Raw genomic sequence first — 19,376 nt, forward strand, 5'->3', positions numbered from 1 at the left:
ACGCCGCGGGGCGGTAACCCCGACGTCGGCGGTGATCGGCCGTAGAGTGTTGCCATGACCCGCATGCTGGCCATCGCGAATCAAAAGGGTGGGGTTGCCAAGACCACGACCGTCGCGTCCGTCGGCGCAGCCCTCGCCGACCTCGACGTCTCGGTCCTCGTCGTCGACCTCGATCCGCAAGGCTGTCTTACGTTTTCGCTCGGGCACGATCCCGATCAGCTCGAGGCGTCGGTCCATGACGTCCTTCTCGGCGAGGAGGAGATCGCCGACGTCCTGCTCGACACCGACGACAACGTCACCCTGCTGCCGGCCACGATCGATCTCGCCGGTGCCGAGGCGTTGCTGTTGATGCGGCCGGGTCGGGAGTACGCCCTCAAGCGTGCGCTCGCCGAGGTGGCCGAGGACTACGACGTCATCCTCATCGACTGCCCGCCGTCGCTGGGCGTGCTGACCCTCAACGGTCTGACCGCCGCCGACGAGGTGGTGGTGCCGCTGCAGTGCGAGACGCTCGCGCATCGCGGGGTGGGTCAATTGCTGCGGACGGTCAACGAGGTCCAGCAGATCACCAATCCTGGTCTGGCCACGCTCGGCGCGGTCGCGACGCTCTTCGATGCGCGGACGACCCACAGCCGGGACGTGCTGTCGGACGTGTCGGACCGCTACGACCTGCCGGTGCTCGATCCGCCGATCCCGCGGACGGTCCGTTTCGCCGAGGCGTCGGCGTCCGGGACATCGGTGATGCGGGGCCGGAAGAACAAGGGCGCCACCGCATATCGTGGACTGGCCGAGAACCTGTGGAAGCACTGGGAGGCCGGTCGTCCGGTCCGGACGTTCGAGCCGATCTGACCCGACCGGTGCGGGGTCCCGGCGTCAGCTGACGAACACGACCCGGTTGCCGTCGGGATCCGAGAGTTGGAGGAATCGCACCGTCGTCGCGTCGACGATGTCCGGATGCGCGACGCCGGCCGCGTCGAGCCGGCGGGCGAACTCGTCGAGGTCGGTCTCGACCAGGACCACCGTCGAACGGCCGGCGCGGTCCGGTTCACACTCCACCTGGAGTCCGAACTGCTCGGCGAACTGCCATTCGATGAGTCCGTCCATCGGGCGATCGGTCGGCGGTGACCCGAGAACCGTGGTGTACCACGATTCGGCGCGGTCGAGATCGGACACGGTGGATTGCGCGAGAACCCCGCTGATCGCCATCTGTGCTCCCTGTTCTGCGACATCCGGTCCTGCACGGGCGAGTGGGGGTGCCGGGCCAGATGTCGGGTTCGTCGGGTGTCGCCGACGTTACCGTGGCCCGTATGCCTGCACAGTCGATCCCCATTGTTCGACGATGGTGGAGCCGAGGACCCGGAGCGCGACCGGCTCGTCACGGCGACCCTCGCGATCGACGCGGATGGAACGGATCTCGCGCCCGGTTGCCGCGTCACGCACGCTGATGCCGGTCGCGGTCGGGAGGAGGAGTTGGCCGGCCATGACCTCGCCGGTGCCGATGGCACCCGGCACCTGATAGATGGGCCGGACGTTCTGGGCGTCGAGCACGACCGCGGCACCGCCGGTGAAGAACGAGGTGATCCCACCACCGGTGACCGCAGGGAGGCCCGCGGGCGGCGTCTGCGGCCCGGCCACCGTGTTGGTGGCGGTCGGGACGCCGTCGGTGGAGAACTGCCGGATCGCCGGACCCGTGGGTCCCGCCGAGTTGTCGGTCGGGGGTTGTGGTCGGTTTCCGCCGCCGTCGTAGACGGCGATCGCGGAACTGCTCATGCCGATCAGCACGGGCGGCGGCCCCTGGGTGCCATCCGTGATCAGTGACGATCCGAACTGCTGGACGTCTTCGTCCTTGTCCAGCACCGCGCCGAGAACGGTCAGCCGGTATCCGGGATCGGTTCCGCAGTGCTCGATCACCGCCACCCGATCACCGCCGATGGCCGACGACAGCAGACGACAGCCGGTCCGGCCGGGCTGCACACCGGGTTTCACCGGGGCGTCCACCCGGCCGTACTCGATACCCCGGACGAGATTCGATCCCCACGTCTCGAGACGCGTCGGCCCTTGCGAGACAACATATCCCGTGTCGGATACGAGACGGACGCGGTCGTCGGCGTCGCTGCTGCGGCCACCCGCGCGTCGTCCCGACGATCCGTCGAGCGCCGTCACCTCACCGCATCCGCGGGAGTTGCGGTAGGCCGCCAGCACCTTGTTCGTGCTCGCCGGCCACGCCGCCAGGACCGCGCACAGATCGAGATCACGCCGGTAGTGCCAGATCTCGCGACCGGTCCGGGGGTCACGCCCCACCACCGACCCACCGTCGGCCGTCACGACCAGAGACCGTGTCAGCGCGGGGCCGTCGGTCACCGCCGACGACGCCCGCCACAGCGGCGTCAGATCCGCGGGCACCGTCGCCGACGGCGTGACATCGGGGACCGGCGCGGCGGCCTGCGCACTGTCGGTGTGCCGAACGGGACTCGCCAGCCAGATCACCAGGCCTGCGACGACGAGCACGACGACGATCGCGGCGCTGACCGCCAGGTCGACCGGTGTACGCCGCTCAGGTCGGATTCGTACCACGCGCCCTCCGGTTGCCGCGGGTGGAAGTCGTTGTCGACGCCGACGCGGAGGTCACTCCGCAGCGGTCGCCGCGGGTGCGTGCTCTCCGTTGTGCTGGCCGCCCGACGAATTGCGGTTGGCGCCGCCACGGCGCCGGCGCCGGCGACGCGGCTTGGACTCGCCGGACGCCGACGAGTCGTCGGCAGTCGCCGGACCGGAGTTCGTGGTCGAGTCGGTGTCGTCGGAGTTCTTCGGCCCCGATCCCTTCTGCGAGTCCTGCCCGGTGCCGGCGTCGCCCGAACGGCCGCCGCGGGTACGACGACGCACGCGGTTGGACTTCGGACGCTCCGCACGCGGCGTGCGCTCGCCACGCTGCTCGTCCTTCGTGTCGGTCTTCGGCGCCGCGATCCGGCCGGTGGCTGACTCGGGGATACCGAGTTCCTCGCGGAGATGATCGGACGTCGAATAGGTCTCGACGGGTGCCGGCACGTCGAGACCGAGCGCGTTGTTGATCAGTTCCCAGCGATGCAATTCGTCCCAGTCGACGAGGGTGACCGCGATACCCGTGCGGCCCGCGCGCCCGGTCCGGCCGATGCGGTGCACGTAGGTCTTGTCGTCCTCGGGGCACTGGTAGTTGATGACGTGCGTGACGTCGTCGATGTCGATGCCGCGCGCCGCGACGTCGGTCGCGACCAGGACGTCGATGTCGCCGGTGCGGAACCGTTTGAGCGCCTTCTCCCGGGCGACCTGACCGAGGTCACCGTGCACGGCCCCGACGGAGAACCCGCGCTCACCGAGATCGTCGGCCACCTTCTGGGCGGTGCGCTTGGTGCGGGTGAAGATCATCGTCGCCCCACGGCCGTCGGCCTGCAGGATGCGGGCGACGAGTTCGGCCTTGTCGAGGGCGTGGGCACGATAGACGTACTGGGTGGTCCGCTCGTGCACCGCGGAGTCGTTGGCGTGCTCGGCGCGGATGTGGGTCGGCCGGTGCAGGAACGTGCGCGCCAGCGTCACGATGGGGCCGGGCATCGTCGCCGAGAAGAGCATGGTCTGGCGGGGTGTGGGCAGCGCCGACATGATGCGTTCGATGTCCGGCAGGAACCCGAGGTCGAGCATCTCGTCGGCCTCGTCGAGCACGAGGACCGCGACCTTGCCGAGGATCAGGTGACCCTGCTGAGCGAGGTCGAGAAGACGGCCGGGGGTGCCGACGACGACGTCGACACCCTTCTTCAGATCGGCGATCTGCGATTCATACGGACGGCCGCCGTAGATCGAGGTGATGCGGATCGGGCGGGTGGTGCCGTCGGCGAGGGTCACGTCCAGCTTCTTCGCCGCGACCTCCAGGTCACCGGTCACCTGGATGCACAGCTCGCGCGTCGGCACGATGATCAGCGCGCGCGGCGTGTTGTCGAGGGCGCGGAGGCCCGAGGAGTCTGCGTGCGCGAGCCGGTGCAGCAGCGGCACGCCGAAGCCGAAGGTCTTGCCCATGCCGGTGCGGGCCTGACCGATCAGGTCGTCGCCGCTCAGGGCCAGCGGAAGGGTGAGTTCCTGGATGGCGAAGGTGTGGGTCTTGCCGTCGTCGGCCAATGCCTCGACGATGCTGTCGTCGACGCCGAGCTCGGCGAACGTCGGGGAGGTGTGGGTCTCGTCGACGATCGTCGTCTGGACGTCGTCGTCTTTCGCCGGGGTGGCGATCGGATCGCTCATGTGAGGTTGTATGCCTTTCTGCATTTCCCGCACGCACGAAAGGCACCACAGTGGGGTCGAACCGGTCTGCGTCGAACAGGTCCTGTCGGGACCCGGGGCAGTCCGTGGTCGTTGACTGTGTGGTGGCCAGGCCGGGCCGTCTTGCCCGACGATGAGTGCGCGCACATTGTCCGATGATCTGCGCGTGGACCAGGTCGCCGATCGGCCGTAGGGCCTCTCGCGTGCAACCCGATCGTCATGATCGCGTCAGTACACCGTTGTCAAGTGTACTTGGTGAACGCCCCGGCCCCGCCTACCATCTCCACCATGTCGACTGCGCCGCCCCCGTCCGGAGTCTCGCCCGATACCTCAGGAGGGTCCGTCGCCGGTGGCGAGGACAGCGCCATCGCCAAGTTGTTCGCGGTGTTGCTGGCCGGCGAGTACGCGGCGTTCTACCGATTGATCGACGAGTCCCGGATGGCCCCTGACGTGCACAGCAGGATCGCGATCGCCCGGATGGCCGCCTCCGAGATCGGGCATTTCGACGTCCTCGCCGAGCAGGTTGCGGCGCGGGGGATCGACCCCACCGGTGCCGTGGAGCGCTACCGCTCGGTGTTCGATCAGTATCACCAGGTCACCACGCCCAAGACGTGGTACGAGTCACTGGTGAAGGCCTACGTCGGCGACGGCCTGGCCGCCGACTTCTATCGCGAACTCGCCGACGTCCTGCCCGATGAGGCACGACAGGTGGTCCGCGAGGTGATGTCGGAGACGGCGAGTTCGCGGTTCGCGCGCGAGCAGGTCCGCGCTGCCGTCGAGGCCGACCCGATGCTGCGCTCGCCGCTGGTCCTCTGGGGTCGTCGACTGCTCGGGGAGGCCGTGACCCATGCACAATGGGTGCTGGCCGCCGAGGAGGAGGTCACCGACCTTCTGTTCGCCGGCTCGGCATCGCTACAGGGGGTGGCGTCGTTCTTCGACACCATCGCCGAGGAGCACACCAAGCGGATGACCGATCTCGGACTCGCCTGACCGCCATCCTCGAGATCGGCTGATTTCCGCTGTGAGCGGAGCCGGTGTCGGCGCTCGCGTGGACTGAACTAGCCTTATGCGGCACACACTCGATGAGAGAAGGGTGGCCATGGCCGTCGAAGTGAAGATCGGCATCAGCGACAGCTCGCGCGAGCTGTCCATCCAGACCGCACTCACCAGTGACAAGGCGTACGCGGAGGTCGAGGCCGCGTTGTCGGGCAAGGAGCAGCTGCTGTCCCTCGTCGACGAGAAGGGCGCACGGTTCCTGGTCCCCGTCACCAAGATCGCCTACGTCGAGGTCGGTAGCACCGAGAACCGCAAGGTGGGATTCGGCGCAGTCTGAGCCCTCCGCCACGACAGTCACGACGTCACGGTGCCGTCGTCCCACCGGGGCGACGGCACCTTCGTCTTGTGGATCCGTCTCACGGACATCAGGATCACCGATTGCGCACCGCTGAGCGGATAGTCCGGCCGAACACCCGTCAGCGGTGATGCTGATGTCGGTGATCAGTGCCGAGTGGGCACGGTCAGAGGTCCGCGCCGCTCTCGATGCCCTGCAGCGGTACGTGCGAGAGCCCTCCCCACAGCAGCGCGACGGTTGTGTCGACCGCGGTCTGCTTGTCGACCGGACGCTTGGCCTCCAGCCAGTAGCGCGCGTTCACCTGGCTCGCGCCGACCAGCCCCGCGGCCAGCATCCGCGAGCGGTACGGGTCGAGACCCGAATCGTGCATGACCAGGCCGTAGACGGCATCGACACATGCCTCGGTGGCGCCCTCGACCCGTCGGATGACCGCCGGGTCCATGGCGTCGGACGAGAAGATCAACCGGTAGCCCGAGTTGTCCTGATCGATGAAGTCGAAGAACGCCTGCACGGCGGCGCGCACGCGCATCTTGTTGTCGGTCGTCGTCAGCAGTGCGCGGTTGACGTCGCTGACCAACTTCTCGGCGTGGGAGTCGACGACCGCGATGTAGAGGTCGAGTTTCGACGGGAAGTGTTGGTAGAGAACCGGCTTGCTGACGCCGGCGTGTACCGCGATCTCATCCATCCCGGCCGAGTGGTATCCGCGCTCCACAAAGATCTCGCTTGCAGCATCGAGGAGCTGCATCCGGCGTGCGCTACGCGGCAGACGCGTGCTGCGCGACGAGTTTGTGGTGGTCGACATGCGTAGAGCGTACTCGCGGTGCCCCGCCGCATCCGATCCGCACAGCCGCAAGTCGACCGGTGGTTCCCCGGATCTGCGTTGACCTGTGAGAAAGTTGAGCTGTGAGTCACCCAGGAGGCGGGCCGAACTCGGGTAGCGACGGCACCGGCGCGTCCGGTGCGGGGGCCGGCGGTGCGCGCGTACGAGCCAAGGACGTGGGCCCCCAGGAACCGCGTCGGACCAGCAGCGCCGCGGCCGGCTCCGAGTCGCCGGGCCGGACGCGACCCAGACCCGATCAGCCTCTACGGGCCCGATGGGATCCCACCGACGACAGCGGCCGGATCCGGGTCGACCGCGACGCGCAGCCCGAGCGGAAGAAGCAGAGCGCGCTCGGGCGCTTCGTCGCCACCTACGGGTGGCGTGCGTACGCCATCCCCGTGCTCGTCGTGCTGACGATCGTGCTGCTGGTGGTGACCATCCGCGGCGGCAACGACTCGGCGTTCGTGCCCGCGGCCGACGTCAACCCCGACTCGCCGCGCAACACCGACGTCAGCAAGGAGACCAAACCGATCGGCGCGCCGAGCGGTGCGATCCAGGCGGCCGCACTGCCGGCGGGCACTCTCCCGGCGGGCGGGCCGTACACCCAGAAGGGGCGCGAGACCTACCACGTCGTCCCCGGCGCCGGGAAGCAGGTGGGTACGGGACCGCAGGTGTACACCTACACGGTCGAGGTGGAGAACGGGGTCAACGCACAGGATTACGGTGGCGACCGGTCGTTCGCCAAGATGGTCGACTCCACCCTGGCGAACCCGCGTAGCTGGGTCGGCGACGGCAAGGTGTCGTTCCGTCGGATCGCCGGAGGCGAGCCCGATCTGCGGATCACCCTCGCCTCGCCGGGCACGGCCCGGGAGCTGTGCGGCTACCAGATCCAGCTCGAGACGTCCTGCTTCTATCCGCCGGAGAAGCGGGTGACCCTCAACGAGGCGCGCTGGGTGCGTGGCGCGTTGTCGTATCAGGGCGACGATCTGCTGTACCGCCAGTATCTGATCAACCACGAGACCGGTCACGGCATCGGCTACGAGGCGCACGAACCCTGCAAGGAGGACGGTGCACTGGCACCGGTCATGATGCAGCAGTCCTTCGGCGTGGCCAACAGCGAGATCATGGCGCTCGACCCGGACATGCGGGCGAATCGCAGCTATGTCTGCAAACCGAATCCGTGGCCGTTCCCGAACAGGTGACCGACCTCCCCCAGCGGTCCCAGCGGTAGCATCCCGTTCCGCTCAGCGCGACAGGATGCTACCGCTGCGAAGGCGGGCGGGTCGCTGTCCGGAATGTCTGCGCGTCCGCGACCGTTGAGCGGAGAAGCACAACAAGAGTCACACGTACTGGAGGCGCCCGTGTCGTCCTTGCCCCCGCTGGTCGAACCCGCAGCGGAACTGTCCAACGAAGAGGTGGCCCGCTACAGCCGACACCTGATCATCCCCGACGTCGGAATGGACGGCCAGAAGCGTCTGAAAAACGCGAAGGTCCTCGTCATCGGCGCGGGCGGTCTGGGATCGCCCACTTTGCTCTACCTGGCGGCCGCCGGTGTCGGCACCATCGGGATCGTCGAGTTCGACGTCGTCGACGAGTCGAACCTGCAGCGGCAGGTGATCCACGGCCAGTCCGACATCGGCCGGCCGAAGGCCGAGAGCGCGCGGGACTCCATCCAGGAGATCAATCCCTACGTGACCGTCAACATCCACGATCAGCGACTCGAACCCGAGGGCGCCATCGAGCTGTTCTCGCAGTACGACCTGATCCTCGACGGCACCGACAACTTCGCGACGCGCTACCTGGTCAACGATGCGGCCGTCCTCGCACACAAGCCATACGTGTGGGGTTCGATCTACCGTTTCGAGGGACAGGCCTCGGTGTTCTGGGAGGACGCCCCCGATGGTCGCGGGCTCAACTACCGCGATCTCTACCCGCAGGCGCCGCCACCCGGAATGGTGCCCTCGTGCGCCGAGGGTGGCGTGCTCGGCATCCTGTGCGCCTCGATCGGATCCATCATGGGCACCGAGGCGATCAAACTGATCTGCGGCATCGGTGAGCCCCTGCTGGGTCGTCTGATGGTCTACGACGCCCTCGACATGACCTACCGCACGATCAAGATCCGCAAGGACCCCGACGGTGAGCGCGTCGCCGGACTGATCGACTACGACGACTTCTGCGGAGTCGTGTCGACCGATGCCGCCGACGCCGCGGCCGGGTCGACGCTGACCGCCGCCGAACTCAAGGACAAGCTCGACGGCGGCGAGCGCATCGCGTTGATCGACGTCCGCGAGCCGGTCGAGTGGGACATCGTGCACATCGACGGCGCGACCCTCATCCCGAAGGACGAGATCCTCTCGGGCTCGGGTCTGGCCAAGGTGCCGCAGGATCGTCCGACGGTGCTCTACTGCAAGACCGGTATCCGATCCGCCGAGGCACTGGCCGCGCTCAAACGAGCCGGCTTCGCCGACGCCTCTCACCTGCAGGGTGGCGTGACGGCATGGGCGAATCAGGTCGACAAGAGCCTGCCGGTCTACTGAAGGTCGTCGGCCGCACGGTCGAGCACGCGGCGGAACGCGTACGCCATCAGAGGCTGTGCGATCCACCGCGTGATCGCGGGGCCCACCACCGGGATGGCCACCTCGAACGTCGTGGTCCACACGACGTGGGCGGAACCGTCGACGTCGTCGACGGTCACCCGTCCGGCCTCGTGGCGCGACGGCGGGATGCTCCGGAACACGTGGTAGTCGAACGCATGTGGCGGGTCGTAGGCCGTGATCCGTTCGGCGAACCACCCGACCATCCAGATCAGCACCCGGACCGCGCCCGCACCGTACGGCGCGTCGCGTCCCGGGGTCCTCAGCTTCTCGGAGATGACGAGCGGAGTCCGGGTGTAGTTGTGGGCGTTGCTGATCCATGCGAACACCGAGTCCGCCGTGGCGTCGATGTCACGTTCGACGGTCACCGTCTCCATCAGTTCTTCCTTCCTCGATCGAGTCGACGGGGTTCGTCGACCGTGGTCAGCTTGTCGGGGTTGCGGATCGCATAGAACCTGCTGATCCGACCGTGCGTGGTCTCGAAGACGGCCACCGAGTCGAGGGTTCCGTGCAGCGTGAAGATCGCCGCCGCCGAGCCGTTGACCGTGCACATCTCCACTCGTGCGCCGGACATCGCCGACCGGGCCAGGCCCATGGCGAACGTGGCGACCTTGCGCGCGCCGGTGATCGGATGTCGGGCGGCGTGTACCTGCCCTCCGCCGTCGGAGATCTGCACGACGTCGGGCGCCAGCAGCGTGAGCAGGGCGTCGATGTCGCCGGTGTGTGCGGCGTGGAGGAACTCGGCGACGAGATCGGCACCGGCACGCTCGCGTCGGGACTCCCCGGCGCGCGCCTCGTCGTCGGGGGCGGGTCTGCGTGCCTGCACGTGCTGTCGGGCCCGGTGTGCGATCTGTCGGACCGCCGGTCCGGATTTCCCGACCATCGTGGCGATCTCGGCGTGTGGATACCCGAACACGTCGTGGAGGACGAAGACCGCCCGCTCGATCGGCGACAGCGTCTCCAGCACCAGGAGCATCGCAAAGGACACCGACTCGGCGAGAACCGCGTCTGTGCCGGCGTCCTCGGTGGTCCGGATCGGCTCGGGAAGCCAGTTGCCCACATAGGTCTCGCGCCGGCGCCGGACGGTCCGCAGGTGATTGAGGCAGGCACGGCTCACGGTGGTGACGAGATAGGCGCGGGGGTCGTCGACACCTCCGCTCGGCCGATGCCGCCAGCGCAGATAGCAGTCCTGCAGGATGTCGTCGGCATCGACCGCGGATCCGAGCAGGTCGTAGGCGACCGTGAACAGCAACGGTCGTAGGTCGGTGAACACGTCGTCGTCGGCGATCACATACCAAGGACACCGCAGGGGCAGCGTCCGTGACGCAGATCGACTGTGCGATGGGTCACACTCTCGTGTCGAGTTCCGCCTCCGCTGCCGAGTCGCTGCCGGGTTTGGCCTGCAACGCTCGGTAATCTTTGCAGGTGTGAAGACCGTCGAGCCGCCCGACCACGTGGTGAACACGTTCGGGCTGACCGCGCACCCGCCGATCCCGATGGGCGACTCCTGGATCGGCGGATGGCGTGTCGGGGAGGTCGTGCTCTCCCTCGTGCCGGATCACGCGCGGGCCGCGTGGTCGGCGTCGGTCCGGGAGTCGCTGTACGTCGAGGGCCTGCGTGTGGCCCGACCGTTCCGTGCGACCGACGGGCGCTATGTGGTCTCCGGCTGGCGTGCGGACACCTACATCGCCGGCACGCCCGAACCGCGTCACGACGAGGTCGTGCTCGTCGCCGACCGCCTCCATGCCGCGACATCGTCGCTCGAGCGTCCGCGCTTTCTGCTGCAGTCGCCTGCTCCGCCGCACACCGATGTCGACGTGTTCACCGCCGCCGATCGCGCCGCGTGGGAGGACGTTCCCATGCGGACCGCGCGTGCCGCCGGGATGGGCGAGCCAACGTCGCCGGATGGTGTTGCAAGCGTGCAGATGCTGAAAACCCTTGCGACCCTGAGGAAGAACGTCGATCTGCCCTCCCAGGTGGTGCACGGCGATCTGTTCGGCACCGTGTTGTTCGCGGGCGCGGCGGCCCCCGGGATCACCGACATCGTGCCGTATTGGCGACCTGCGTCGTGGGCGGCTGCGGTCGTCGTCGTCGACTCGCTGGCGTGGGGTGGCGCCGACGACGATCTCGTGCAACGCTGGGCCGATCAGCCGGAGTGGCCACAGATGATGCTGCGCGCCACGATGTTCCGACTGGCCGTGCACGCGCTGCATCCGCGCGCCACATCCGGCGCCCTGCCCGGTCTCACGAGGGTCGTCGACCTCGTGCGCCTGATGCTCTAGCCGCAGGTCAGCGCCCCGAGTTCTTCTCACAGGGTTCTGGGACCGATGTGAGCACAACGTGACTCTTCGGTCACGCGAGGGAAAATCCCGGCAACACAGGCTCCCTAGGTTGGTGAGCAATCGTCCGACACCGTCGTCGGCCAACCAGCTCATCAACCGATTGGATGGCCCATGCCTGTACTGCCCGCATCCGTGCGGACCGCGCTCACGCGCGATCACACCATCACCGACTGGGACCCCGAGGACCGCAAGGCCTGGGATGCCGGCAACGCCGCCATCGCCAAGCGCAATCTGATCTGGTCGGTGATCTGCGAGCACGTCGGCTTCTCGATCTGGTCATTGTTCTCGGTGATGGCCTTGTTCATGGGCCCCGAGTACGGCATCAGCCTCGATCAGAAATTCGTCATCGCGGCCACGGCGACGCTCGTCGGATCGTGCCTGCGGATTCCCTACACCCAGGCAACCGCGCGCTTCGGCGGACGCAACTGGGCCATCTTCAGCGCCATCGTGCTGCTGATCCCGACCGGCCTCACGATGATGCTGATGATGAACCCCGGAGAGTTCGGATTCGGCTGGTTCCTCGCCGTCGCGGCGATCACCGGCTTCGGCGGCGGCAACTTCGCCTCGTCGATGACGAACATCAACGCCTTCTACCCGCAGCGACTCAAGGGCTGGGCCCTCGGCCTGAACGCGGGCGGCGGCAACATCGGTGTGCCGGTGATCCAGCTGATCGGTCTGCTGGTGATCTGGCTGGCCTCCGACCAGCCCGAGATCGTCTGTGCGGTCTACCTCGTCGCGCTGGCCGTGGCCGGAATCGGTGCCGCCCTCTACATGGACAACCTCGATCACCAGACCGCGAGCGGTCGTGCGATGCTCGACTGCCTCAAGTACCGCGACACGTGGCTGATCTGCCTGCTCTACGTCGGCACGTTCGGATCGTTCATCGGTTTCGGTTTCGCGTTCAGCCAGGTCCTCAACATCAGCTTCACCTCGGCCGGTGCCGCCAAGCCCGCGCTGGCCGCGGCTCAGATCGCCTGGATCGGACCGCTTCTCGGCTCGGTGATCCGCCCGTACGGCGGCAAGCTCGCCGACCGTGTCGGCGGTGGCAAGGTCACCTTCTGGACGTTCATCGCCATGACGTTGTCGGCGGCGATCCTGGTGGTCGCCGGCTCCGTGGCAGACGCCAACGGCAAGGTCATCACCGGCGGGGTGCTCGCCGCGTTCATCGTCGGCTTCATCCTGCTGTTCCTGTTGTCCGGTCTGGCCAACGGCTCGGTATACAAGATCATCCCGACCATCTGGGAGCACAAGTCACACAACATGTCCGGGCTCAACGGACTGGGGCGGGTCAAGTGGTCGCGCAGCATGTCGGGGGCGCTGATCGGCATCGCGGGTGCGGCCGGTGGGCTGGGTGGCGTCGGCATCAACCTGGTTCTGCGTGCCAGCTACAAGTCGAATCAGTCGGCGACGCTGGCCTTCTGGATCTTCATGGGCTTCTACGTGCTGGCGGCAGCGGTCACCTGGTGGTTCTATGCGCGCCGGCCGATCGTGATCAGTGAGACCACCGACCTTCAGGTCGCCGCGCCGTCGGAGGGGGATCGGCCCGCCGCCGATCCGGGTGCCCCCGACAAGGCCATGGCCTGACCACCCAGATCATCAATCGAGGAGTTTCTCCAGTGACCAGCGAATCCAAGACAGTCGTCGTGGCCGGCCACGGCATGGTGGGTCACCGTTTCGTGCAGACGCTGCGCAACCGTGACACCGACGGCACCTGGCGGATCGAGGTCGTCTCCGAGGAGGTCGACCCCGCGTACGACCGTGTCGGTCTGTCCTCGTATGTCGGTTCGTGGCAGCGTGATTCGCTGGCGCTCGACGGCAACACCTACGACGGCGACAGCCAGGTCGTCACCCACCTCGGGGAGACCGTCAGCGACGTGGATCGCGATGGCCACCGGGTCGTGACGTCCGGCGGTCGTGAGATCGCCTACGACGCGCTCGTCCTGGCAACCGGGTCGTATGCGTTTGTCCCGCCGGTGCCCGGGCACGACAATGCCAAGTGCTTCGTGTACCGCACACTCGACGACCTCGACGCGATCCGGGCGATGGCCGACGCGGCTGGTCCGGGCGCGCCCGGAGTCGTCGTCGGCGGTGGACTGCTGGGCCTGGAGGCCGCGAATGCGCTGAAGCTGATGGGCATGACGCCGCACGTCGTCGAGTTCGCCCCGCGGCTGATGCCGATGCAGGTCGACGACGGTGGCGGCGCCGTCCTGAAGAACCTGGTCACCGACCTCGGTCTGACCGTCCACACGGGGGTGGGAACGGCCGACATCGCCGACAACGAGAGCGGCGGACTCACCGTCACACTCAGCGACGACTCGACCATCGAGGCCGCCCTGGTGGTGTTCTCGGCCGGCGTCCGGCCGCGCGACCAACTCGCCCGCGACGCCGGACTCGGTGTGGGGGAGCGCGGTGGTGTCCTCGTCGACACCAGTTGCCGCACGGACGATCCCGACATCTACGCGATCGGCGAGGTGGCGGCCGTGGAAGGACGCTGCTACGGGCTCGTGGCACCCGGCTACAGCACGGCAGAGGTGGTCGCCGATCAGTTGCTCGGCGAGCAGTCGACGTTCCCGGGCGCCGACATGTCGACCAAGCTGAAACTCCTCGGTGTCGACGTCGCGAGTTTCGGCGACGCGATGGCGACCACGGAGAACGCGCTGGAGATCGTCTATCACGACCCGGTGGCGGGCAAGTACGCGAAGGTGGTCGTCTCCGACGACGCGACGACGCTGCTCGGCGGCATCCTCGTGGGCGATGCCTCCGCGTACGCGATGCTCAAGCCGATGGTGGGGCGCGAGATCCCCGGTGATCCGGCCGCGTTGATCGCTCCGGCCGGGGGGCCGGCCGTCGGGCTCGACGCACTGCCCGACGACGCCGAGATCTGTTCCTGCAACGGCGTTTCCAAGGGCACCATCTGCTCGGCCATCGCCGAGGGCGCCTGCGACATCGCGGCGATCAAGGGATGCACGACCGCAGGCACCACCTGCGGCGGGTGTGTGCCGAGCATCAAGTCGTTGCTCGAGGCCTCCGGTGTGGAGCTGTCGAAGTCGCTGTGCGCGCACTTCGAGCAATCCCGACGGGAGCTGTTCGAGATCGTCTCGGTGACCGGCATCCGGACCTTCTCCGAACTCATCGACCGGTACGGGACCGGGCAGGGCTGCGAGGTCTGCAAGCCGACGGTCGCGTCGATCCTGGCGTCGACCTCCAGCGATCACATCCTGGACGGCGAGCAGGCCGCGCTGCAGGACACCAACGACCACTTCCTGGCGAACATGCAGAAGAACGGCTCGTACTCGGTGGTCCCGCGGATGCCGGGTGGCGAGGTCACCCCCGAACAGCTGATCGTCATCGGCGAGATCGCCCGCGACTTCGACCTCTACACCAAGATCACCGGCGGCCAGCGGATCGACCTGTTCGGTGCCCGCGTGGACCAGCTCCCGGAGATCTGGCGACGTCTGGTCGATGCGGGGATGGAATCGGGTCACGCCTACGGCAAGAGTCTGCGCACCGTGAAGAGCTGCGTCGGATCGACCTGGTGTCGCTACGGGGTCCAGGACTCCGTGGGGATGGCGGTCTACCTGGAGAAGCGGTACCGCGGTCTGCGGTCGCCACACAAACTGAAGTTCGGCGTCTCCGGATGCGCCCGCGAGTGCGCGGAGGCCAGGGGCAAGGACGTCGGTGTCATCGCGACCGAACACGGCTGGAACCTCTACGTCGCCGGCAACGGCGGTCAGAGTCCCAAACACGCCCAACTGCTGGCCAGCGGAGTGGATGACGCGACGCTGGTCGCCTACATTGATCGGTACCTGATGTTCTACATCCGCACCGCCGATCGGCTGCAGCGCACGGCCCCGTGGCTGGAGTCGCTCGAGGGTGGACTGGATCATCTGCGTGCGGTGGTCTGCGACGACAGCCTCGGACTGGCCACCGAGCTGGAAGCAGCGATGGGCCGACACGTGGACGGCTACCGCGACGAATGGGCCGCGGTGCTCGAGGACGAGGAGAAGCTCAAGCGCTTCGTGTCGTTCGTCAACGCCCCCGAGGTGGTCGACCCGACGATCCGTTTCGCCGACGCCGACCGCAAGGTGCCCGTTCTGCTCGACATGCCCGCCATGCCTCCACGTGATGGCGATCCAGGGTCGCCGACCATGGTCCGCGACATGACCGAACGCGAAGGAGTGCCGACGTGACCGTCGCCCATGAACCCACGGCCCACCAGCCGGCGGAGTCGAACCACCCGGACGCGGTTCCCGGCGAGTGGGTGCGAGCCTGTGCGATCGCCGACCTCGCCGTCGGACGAGGTGTCGGTGTGCTCGGTCCGGAGTTCGAGCAGGCCGCACTGTTCCGCATCCCTGCCGTGGAGACCGACCGCGAGGCGGTGATCGGCCGCACCCGTGTGTACGCCGTGGGCAACATCGATCCGTTCGCACGGGCCGCGGTCCTCTCGCGTGGAGTCACCGGGGACCGCGACGGCGAGCCCACCGTGGCCAGCCCGCTCGGCAAGCAGGTGTTCTCGCTACGCACCGGGATCTGTCTCGACGACGAGGCGATGTCGGTGCCGAGCTACGCGGTCCACATCGTCGACGACACTGTCGAGGTGTTCTTCCCGCGCCGATGAGCACTCGCAGAGACACCGCCGACGACGCCGACACACTGCCACTGGCGGGATTCACCATCGGGATCACCGCCGCCCGCCGGGCCGACGAGTTCGCCGCCCTGCTGACCAGGCGCGGTGCCGAGGTTCTGGCCGCCCCGACAATCCGCATCCTCCCGCTCGTCGACGACACCGAACTGGAGAAGGTGACCGAGACGATCATCGCCGACCCACCCGACCTCATGGTCGCCACCACCGGGATCGGGTTCCGCGGATGGGTGGAGGCCGCCGACGGCTGGGGCAGTGCGGAGTCGCTCATCGGCGCACTGGGCAAGAGCCGGCTCATCGCGCGCGGGCCCAAGGCCAAGGGCGCGATCCGCGCGGCGGGCCTGCGGGAGGAGTGGTCGCCGGAGAGCGAGTCGTCGTCGGAGGTGCTCGATCGCCTGCTCGAAGAGGGCGTCGAGGGTGTCCGCATCGCCGTCCAGCTACATGGCGCGACGACCGAATGGGAACCTCTGCCGGACTTCTGCGCCGTGCTCCGCGCAGCGGGGGCGCAGGTGCTGCCCGTTCCCGTCTATCGCTGGAACATGCACCCGGACGTCGACCGGATCGACCGGATGATCCACGCAGTGGTGCGCGGAGATATCGACGCGATCACCTTCACGAGTGCACCCGCCGCCGCGGCCATCCTGACCCGGGCCAAGGAGCTCGGCAAGCTGTCGGCGTTCGTGCACGCCATGCGGACCACCGTGCCGGTGATGTGTGTCGGCTCGGTGACCGCGGGACCGCTCGAGGCACTGCAGATCCCGACCATCTACCCCAAGCGGTTCCGGCTGGGTGCGCTCGCGCGCCTGATCACCGAGGAGCTGCCACGGCGCAGCCATGAGCTCCGGATTCACGGCCACGACACCGCGATCCGCGGCCAGGCGGTGATGGTCGACGGCGAGCTGCGCGAGTTGTCGGCGACCAGCCTGATCCTGCTGAAGGCCCTCGCCGCGTCGCCGGGGCGCGTCGTGTCACGTCAGGAATTGCTGGCCGCACTCCCGGGCGACAGCTCGGACACGCATGCCGTCGAGGTGGCCGTCGCGCGCCTGCGCAATGCGCTGGGCGACCCGAAGATGATCCAGACCGTGGTCAAGCGGGGCTACCGCCTCGCGGTCGACCTCGAGTACGACGCCGACGACGAGGAGGACTGAGGACATGAGACGACACGACGGACGTTTGCATCTCCCGTTCGGTGACCGGCTGCGGGACGTGAGCCCGGTACTGGTGGCGCACGGAACCCGGAATCCACACGGCGTGAACGTGATCGCCGAGATCGCCGAAGCCGTCGGGGACCGCGTCGGTACGACGCGCACGGCGTTCGTCGACGTCCTCGGGCCGACGCCGTCGGAGGTCATCGCCGACGTCGACCGTCCGGCCGTGCTCGTCCCGGCCTTCCTCGCGTCCGGATACCATGTGCGCAAGGACATCCCGCAGCACGTGGCCGCCGCCGGCAGAGCCGACACGGTGGTCACCCGCGCACTCGGACCGGATCCGTCCATCGCGGCCGTCGCGCGCCTGCGACTGGTCGAGGCCGGATGGGAGCCGGGTGACGCCGTCGTCCTGGCCGCGGCCGGATCCTCCGACGAGAGTGCCTGTGGCCAAGTGCATCTCGCTGCACGGCAGCTCGAGTCCATCATCGGTGGACGAATCGAGGTGGGCTTCATCACGACGGCCTCACCGTCGGTGCCCGAGGCAGTGGAACGGGCGGCACGACGGGGGCGGCGCGTGGTGATCGCGAGTTACCTGCTTGCCCCGGGACTGTTCCATCAGCGTCTGCACACCTATGGTGCCGACGCCGTCGCCGACCCGCTCGGCGCCGACCCGCGCATCGTCGATCTCATCGTCACCCGGATGCGTGCGGCGGTCAGTCCGTACCGTCGTCGGGAGGCCGTGCGCCGCTGAGGGTGTTGATCGCTGCGTGGTGCGACCCTTCGTGACGCTCGCAAGCTCGCTCCTCAGGGATCGGGTTGTGGCGCTTGCGGGCTCGCTCCTCAGGGATCGGGTTGTGGCGCTTGCAGGCTCGCTCGTCAGGGATCTGGTTGTGATGCTTTGCGGGCTCGCTCCTCTGGGATCGTCTCTGGTGGGTCGCTTTCCACAGATCGGGTTGTGATGCTTGCGGGCTTCCTCCGCAGGGATCTGGTTGTGATGCTCGCGGCGCTCGCTCCTCAGGAAACCGGATCAGGAGGGGGCCCAGCGGCACTCACGGAGGTTCACCCTGCCGTCGCGCACCGGAACCCCCTCGGCCGCAAGCCGTTCCAGCTGCCGACCGGCGAGGTGCGCGGCCGGGCGTCCGGAGGCCGGGACGACCCGGTGCCACGGGAGATCGGCGGAGTCGGTTCGCATGATCCAGCCGACGATGCGCGGGCTGGACAGCCCGACCGCGCCGGCCAGGTCGCCGTAGGTGGTCACCTGGCCGCGCGGTATCGCCGCGACCAGCGCGCGCACCTGCTCCACCTCGTCCTCGGTGACGGCGGCCATCTTTCAGACCCGGTCCGTCATCGCGAGGATCGCTCGTGCCGTCGACTCCGGTTCCAGGTAGGGGACCATGTGTCCGCAGTCCACATGTACGACCTCCACCGAGTCGGCGCGATCCCGCGCGCAGGCCTCGAGGAAGTCCGGCCGCACGAACGGCGGATCGACCCGGTCGGCGACCACGACGGTCGTCGGGAGCCCGCGCGGCGGCAGCGTCGCCGGACGCGACATCTCGCTCCACGCGGTCGCCGCGGCGGGAGCGCTCACCCGCCACGCAACCCGTCCGGTCCCCGATTCCATGAGGTGCAGGTCGATCTCCTTGTCGAGCAACTCATCCGGTATGTCGGCCCAGCCCTCCTCGCGTTTGGCGCGCCGTGCATCGTCGGCGTCGGCATAGTGCCAGTGGGCGAGACTGTCGGTGGCCACCTCGAGTGCCCAGGCCGGGTCGAGTCCCTGCGCCGGGTCGAGGAGAACGAGTCCGGCTGCGTCGTCGCCGAGACGCTGCGCGAGCCGCACCGCGAGTGCGCCGCCGAACGAATGCCCGGCGATCACGAACGGGCGGGCCTCGGGCGGGATGAACTCGTCGACGAGCTCGAGGAGCGACTCGACGTGCTGTTCCATCGACCAGGGCGGCACCCACGGCGACGAGCCGTGCCCGAGCAGATCGGGCGCGAGCACCCGCACCTGCGCCAGGTGGTCGGCGGCGAGGGATTCCCAGCGACGGCCGTGGCCGGTCAGGCCGTGGATCGCCAGCACGGTCGGCGCATCGGGGGAGTCGGACCCGAACACATGGGTTGTCAGTGCCATGCCGACATCCTGCCGCACCGCGCCGGCGCCGTCGCGCGTCGATGTGCCGCTCGCTCCGCCGGTCCGTGCGGACCGA

At 68.3% G+C, this 19,376-nt stretch carries 19 protein-coding genes; 11 read left to right on the forward strand and 8 right to left on the reverse strand.

Going from position 1 to position 19,376, the window contains the following annotated elements; genetic code table 11:
- Window positions 1-54 precede the first annotated feature (54 nt).
- Window positions 55-846 (forward strand): ParA family protein, encoded by a 792-nt coding sequence (locus EEB19_RS12505; RefSeq protein ID WP_187586660.1) that lies wholly within the window; start codon window positions 55-57, stop codon window positions 844-846.
- 24 nt (window positions 847-870) lie between these two features.
- Here EEB19_RS12505 and EEB19_RS12510 read toward each other — a convergent pair whose 3' ends face one another.
- From EEB19_RS12510 to EEB19_RS12520, 3 genes are all read right to left on the reverse strand, one after another.
- Window positions 871-1,203: a VOC family protein gene (locus EEB19_RS12510; protein WP_187586662.1), complete on the reverse strand. Its 333-nt coding sequence runs from the start codon at window positions 1,201-1,203 to the stop codon at window positions 871-873.
- A gap of 87 nt (window positions 1,204-1,290) precedes the next feature.
- The gene (locus EEB19_RS12515) at window positions 1,291-2,571 is read right to left on the reverse strand and encodes a hypothetical protein (RefSeq protein WP_187586664.1); all 1,281 of its coding nucleotides are present in this window, start codon (window positions 2,569-2,571) and stop codon (window positions 1,291-1,293) included.
- 51 nt (window positions 2,572-2,622) lie between these two features.
- On the reverse strand, window positions 2,623-4,257 hold the full coding sequence (locus tag EEB19_RS12520) for a DEAD/DEAH box helicase (protein ID WP_187586666.1): 1,635 nt from the start codon (window positions 4,255-4,257) through the stop codon (window positions 2,623-2,625).
- Window positions 4,258-4,563: 306 nt separating this feature from the next.
- On the opposite strand from EEB19_RS12520, the gene EEB19_RS12525 reads away from it, so the two are divergent.
- A complete protein-coding gene (locus EEB19_RS12525; RefSeq protein WP_187586668.1) occupies window positions 4,564-5,265 on the forward strand; it encodes a ferritin-like fold-containing protein in 702 nt (233 codons plus the stop codon).
- Between the two features lie 109 nt (window positions 5,266-5,374).
- The gene (locus EEB19_RS12530) at window positions 5,375-5,608 is read left to right on the forward strand and encodes a DUF3107 domain-containing protein (RefSeq protein WP_187586670.1); all 234 of its coding nucleotides are present in this window, start codon (window positions 5,375-5,377) and stop codon (window positions 5,606-5,608) included.
- Between the two features lie 184 nt (window positions 5,609-5,792).
- On the opposite strand, the gene EEB19_RS12535 is transcribed toward EEB19_RS12530, so the two are convergent.
- Window positions 5,793-6,428: a TetR/AcrR family transcriptional regulator gene (locus EEB19_RS12535; RefSeq protein ID WP_187586672.1), complete on the reverse strand. Its 636-nt coding sequence runs from the start codon at window positions 6,426-6,428 to the stop codon at window positions 5,793-5,795.
- Between the two features lie 101 nt (window positions 6,429-6,529).
- Here EEB19_RS12535 and EEB19_RS12540 point away from each other — a divergent pair, with 101 nt between their 5' ends.
- Together EEB19_RS12540 and moeZ are read left to right on the forward strand one after the other, a co-directional pair.
- Window positions 6,530-7,648: a DUF3152 domain-containing protein gene (locus EEB19_RS12540; RefSeq protein ID WP_187586674.1), complete on the forward strand. Its 1,119-nt coding sequence runs from the start codon at window positions 6,530-6,532 to the stop codon at window positions 7,646-7,648.
- A gap of 159 nt (window positions 7,649-7,807) precedes the next feature.
- Window positions 7,808-8,983 carry an adenylyltransferase/sulfurtransferase MoeZ gene (gene moeZ / locus EEB19_RS12545; protein WP_187586676.1) on the forward strand — a complete coding sequence of 392 codons (1,176 nt, stop codon included), beginning with the start codon at window positions 7,808-7,810 and terminating at the stop codon, window positions 8,981-8,983.
- Here moeZ and EEB19_RS12550 read toward each other — a convergent pair.
- Window positions 8,977-9,417: an SRPBCC family protein gene (locus tag EEB19_RS12550; protein ID WP_187586678.1), complete on the reverse strand. Its 441-nt coding sequence runs from the start codon at window positions 9,415-9,417 to the stop codon at window positions 8,977-8,979. The two genes, moeZ and EEB19_RS12550, sit on opposite strands and share 7 nt — an antisense overlap.
- Window positions 9,417-10,331 (reverse strand): RNA polymerase sigma factor SigJ, encoded by a 915-nt coding sequence (sigJ, locus tag EEB19_RS12555; RefSeq protein ID WP_187586680.1) that lies wholly within the window; start codon window positions 10,329-10,331, stop codon window positions 9,417-9,419. Before sigJ ends, EEB19_RS12550 begins: the two co-directional genes overlap by 1 nt.
- Before the next feature lie 136 nt (window positions 10,332-10,467).
- Here sigJ and EEB19_RS12560 point away from each other — a divergent pair, with 136 nt between their 5' ends.
- The 6 genes from EEB19_RS12560 to EEB19_RS12585 all read left to right on the forward strand — a co-directional run bounded on the left by EEB19_RS12560 (window position 10,468) and on the right by EEB19_RS12585 (window position 17,923).
- Window positions 10,468-11,322 carry a TIGR02569 family protein gene (locus EEB19_RS12560; protein WP_187586682.1) on the forward strand — a complete coding sequence of 285 codons (855 nt, stop codon included), beginning with the start codon at window positions 10,468-10,470 and terminating at the stop codon, window positions 11,320-11,322.
- A 171-nt stretch (window positions 11,323-11,493) separates the two neighbouring features.
- Complete coding sequence (locus EEB19_RS12565) at window positions 11,494-12,966, forward strand: NarK/NasA family nitrate transporter (RefSeq protein ID WP_187586683.1); 1,473 nt, start codon at window positions 11,494-11,496, stop codon at window positions 12,964-12,966.
- 32 nt (window positions 12,967-12,998) lie between these two features.
- Window positions 12,999-15,572 (forward strand): nitrite reductase large subunit NirB, encoded by a 2,574-nt coding sequence (gene nirB / locus EEB19_RS12570; protein WP_187586685.1) that lies wholly within the window; start codon window positions 12,999-13,001, stop codon window positions 15,570-15,572.
- Window positions 15,569-16,000: a nitrite reductase small subunit NirD gene (nirD, locus tag EEB19_RS12575; protein WP_187586687.1), complete on the forward strand. Its 432-nt coding sequence runs from the start codon at window positions 15,569-15,571 to the stop codon at window positions 15,998-16,000. Before nirB ends, nirD begins: the two co-directional genes overlap by 4 nt.
- The gene (locus EEB19_RS12580) at window positions 15,997-17,172 is read left to right on the forward strand and encodes a uroporphyrinogen-III synthase (protein WP_187586689.1); all 1,176 of its coding nucleotides are present in this window, start codon (window positions 15,997-15,999) and stop codon (window positions 17,170-17,172) included. The genes nirD and EEB19_RS12580 overlap by 4 nt, the downstream gene beginning before the upstream one ends.
- Window positions 17,173-17,176: 4 nt before the next feature.
- Window positions 17,177-17,923, forward strand: a complete 747-nt coding sequence (locus tag EEB19_RS12585; RefSeq protein ID WP_187586690.1) for a sirohydrochlorin chelatase — start codon at window positions 17,177-17,179, stop codon at window positions 17,921-17,923.
- A 276-nt stretch (window positions 17,924-18,199) separates the two neighbouring features.
- Here EEB19_RS12585 and EEB19_RS12590 read toward each other — a convergent pair whose 3' ends face one another.
- Together EEB19_RS12590 and EEB19_RS12595 are read right to left on the reverse strand one after the other, a co-directional pair.
- Complete coding sequence (locus tag EEB19_RS12590) at window positions 18,200-18,499, reverse strand: MGMT family protein (protein ID WP_187586692.1); 300 nt, start codon at window positions 18,497-18,499, stop codon at window positions 18,200-18,202.
- A gap of 3 nt (window positions 18,500-18,502) precedes the next feature.
- On the reverse strand, window positions 18,503-19,300 hold the full coding sequence (locus tag EEB19_RS12595; protein WP_187586694.1) for an alpha/beta fold hydrolase: 798 nt from the start codon (window positions 19,298-19,300) through the stop codon (window positions 18,503-18,505).
- Window positions 19,301-19,376 lie beyond the last annotated feature (76 nt).

It is taken from the genome of Gordonia sp. OPL2 (assembly GCF_003797825.1).
In the GTDB taxonomy this organism is placed as follows: domain Bacteria; phylum Actinomycetota; class Actinomycetes; order Mycobacteriales; family Mycobacteriaceae; genus Gordonia.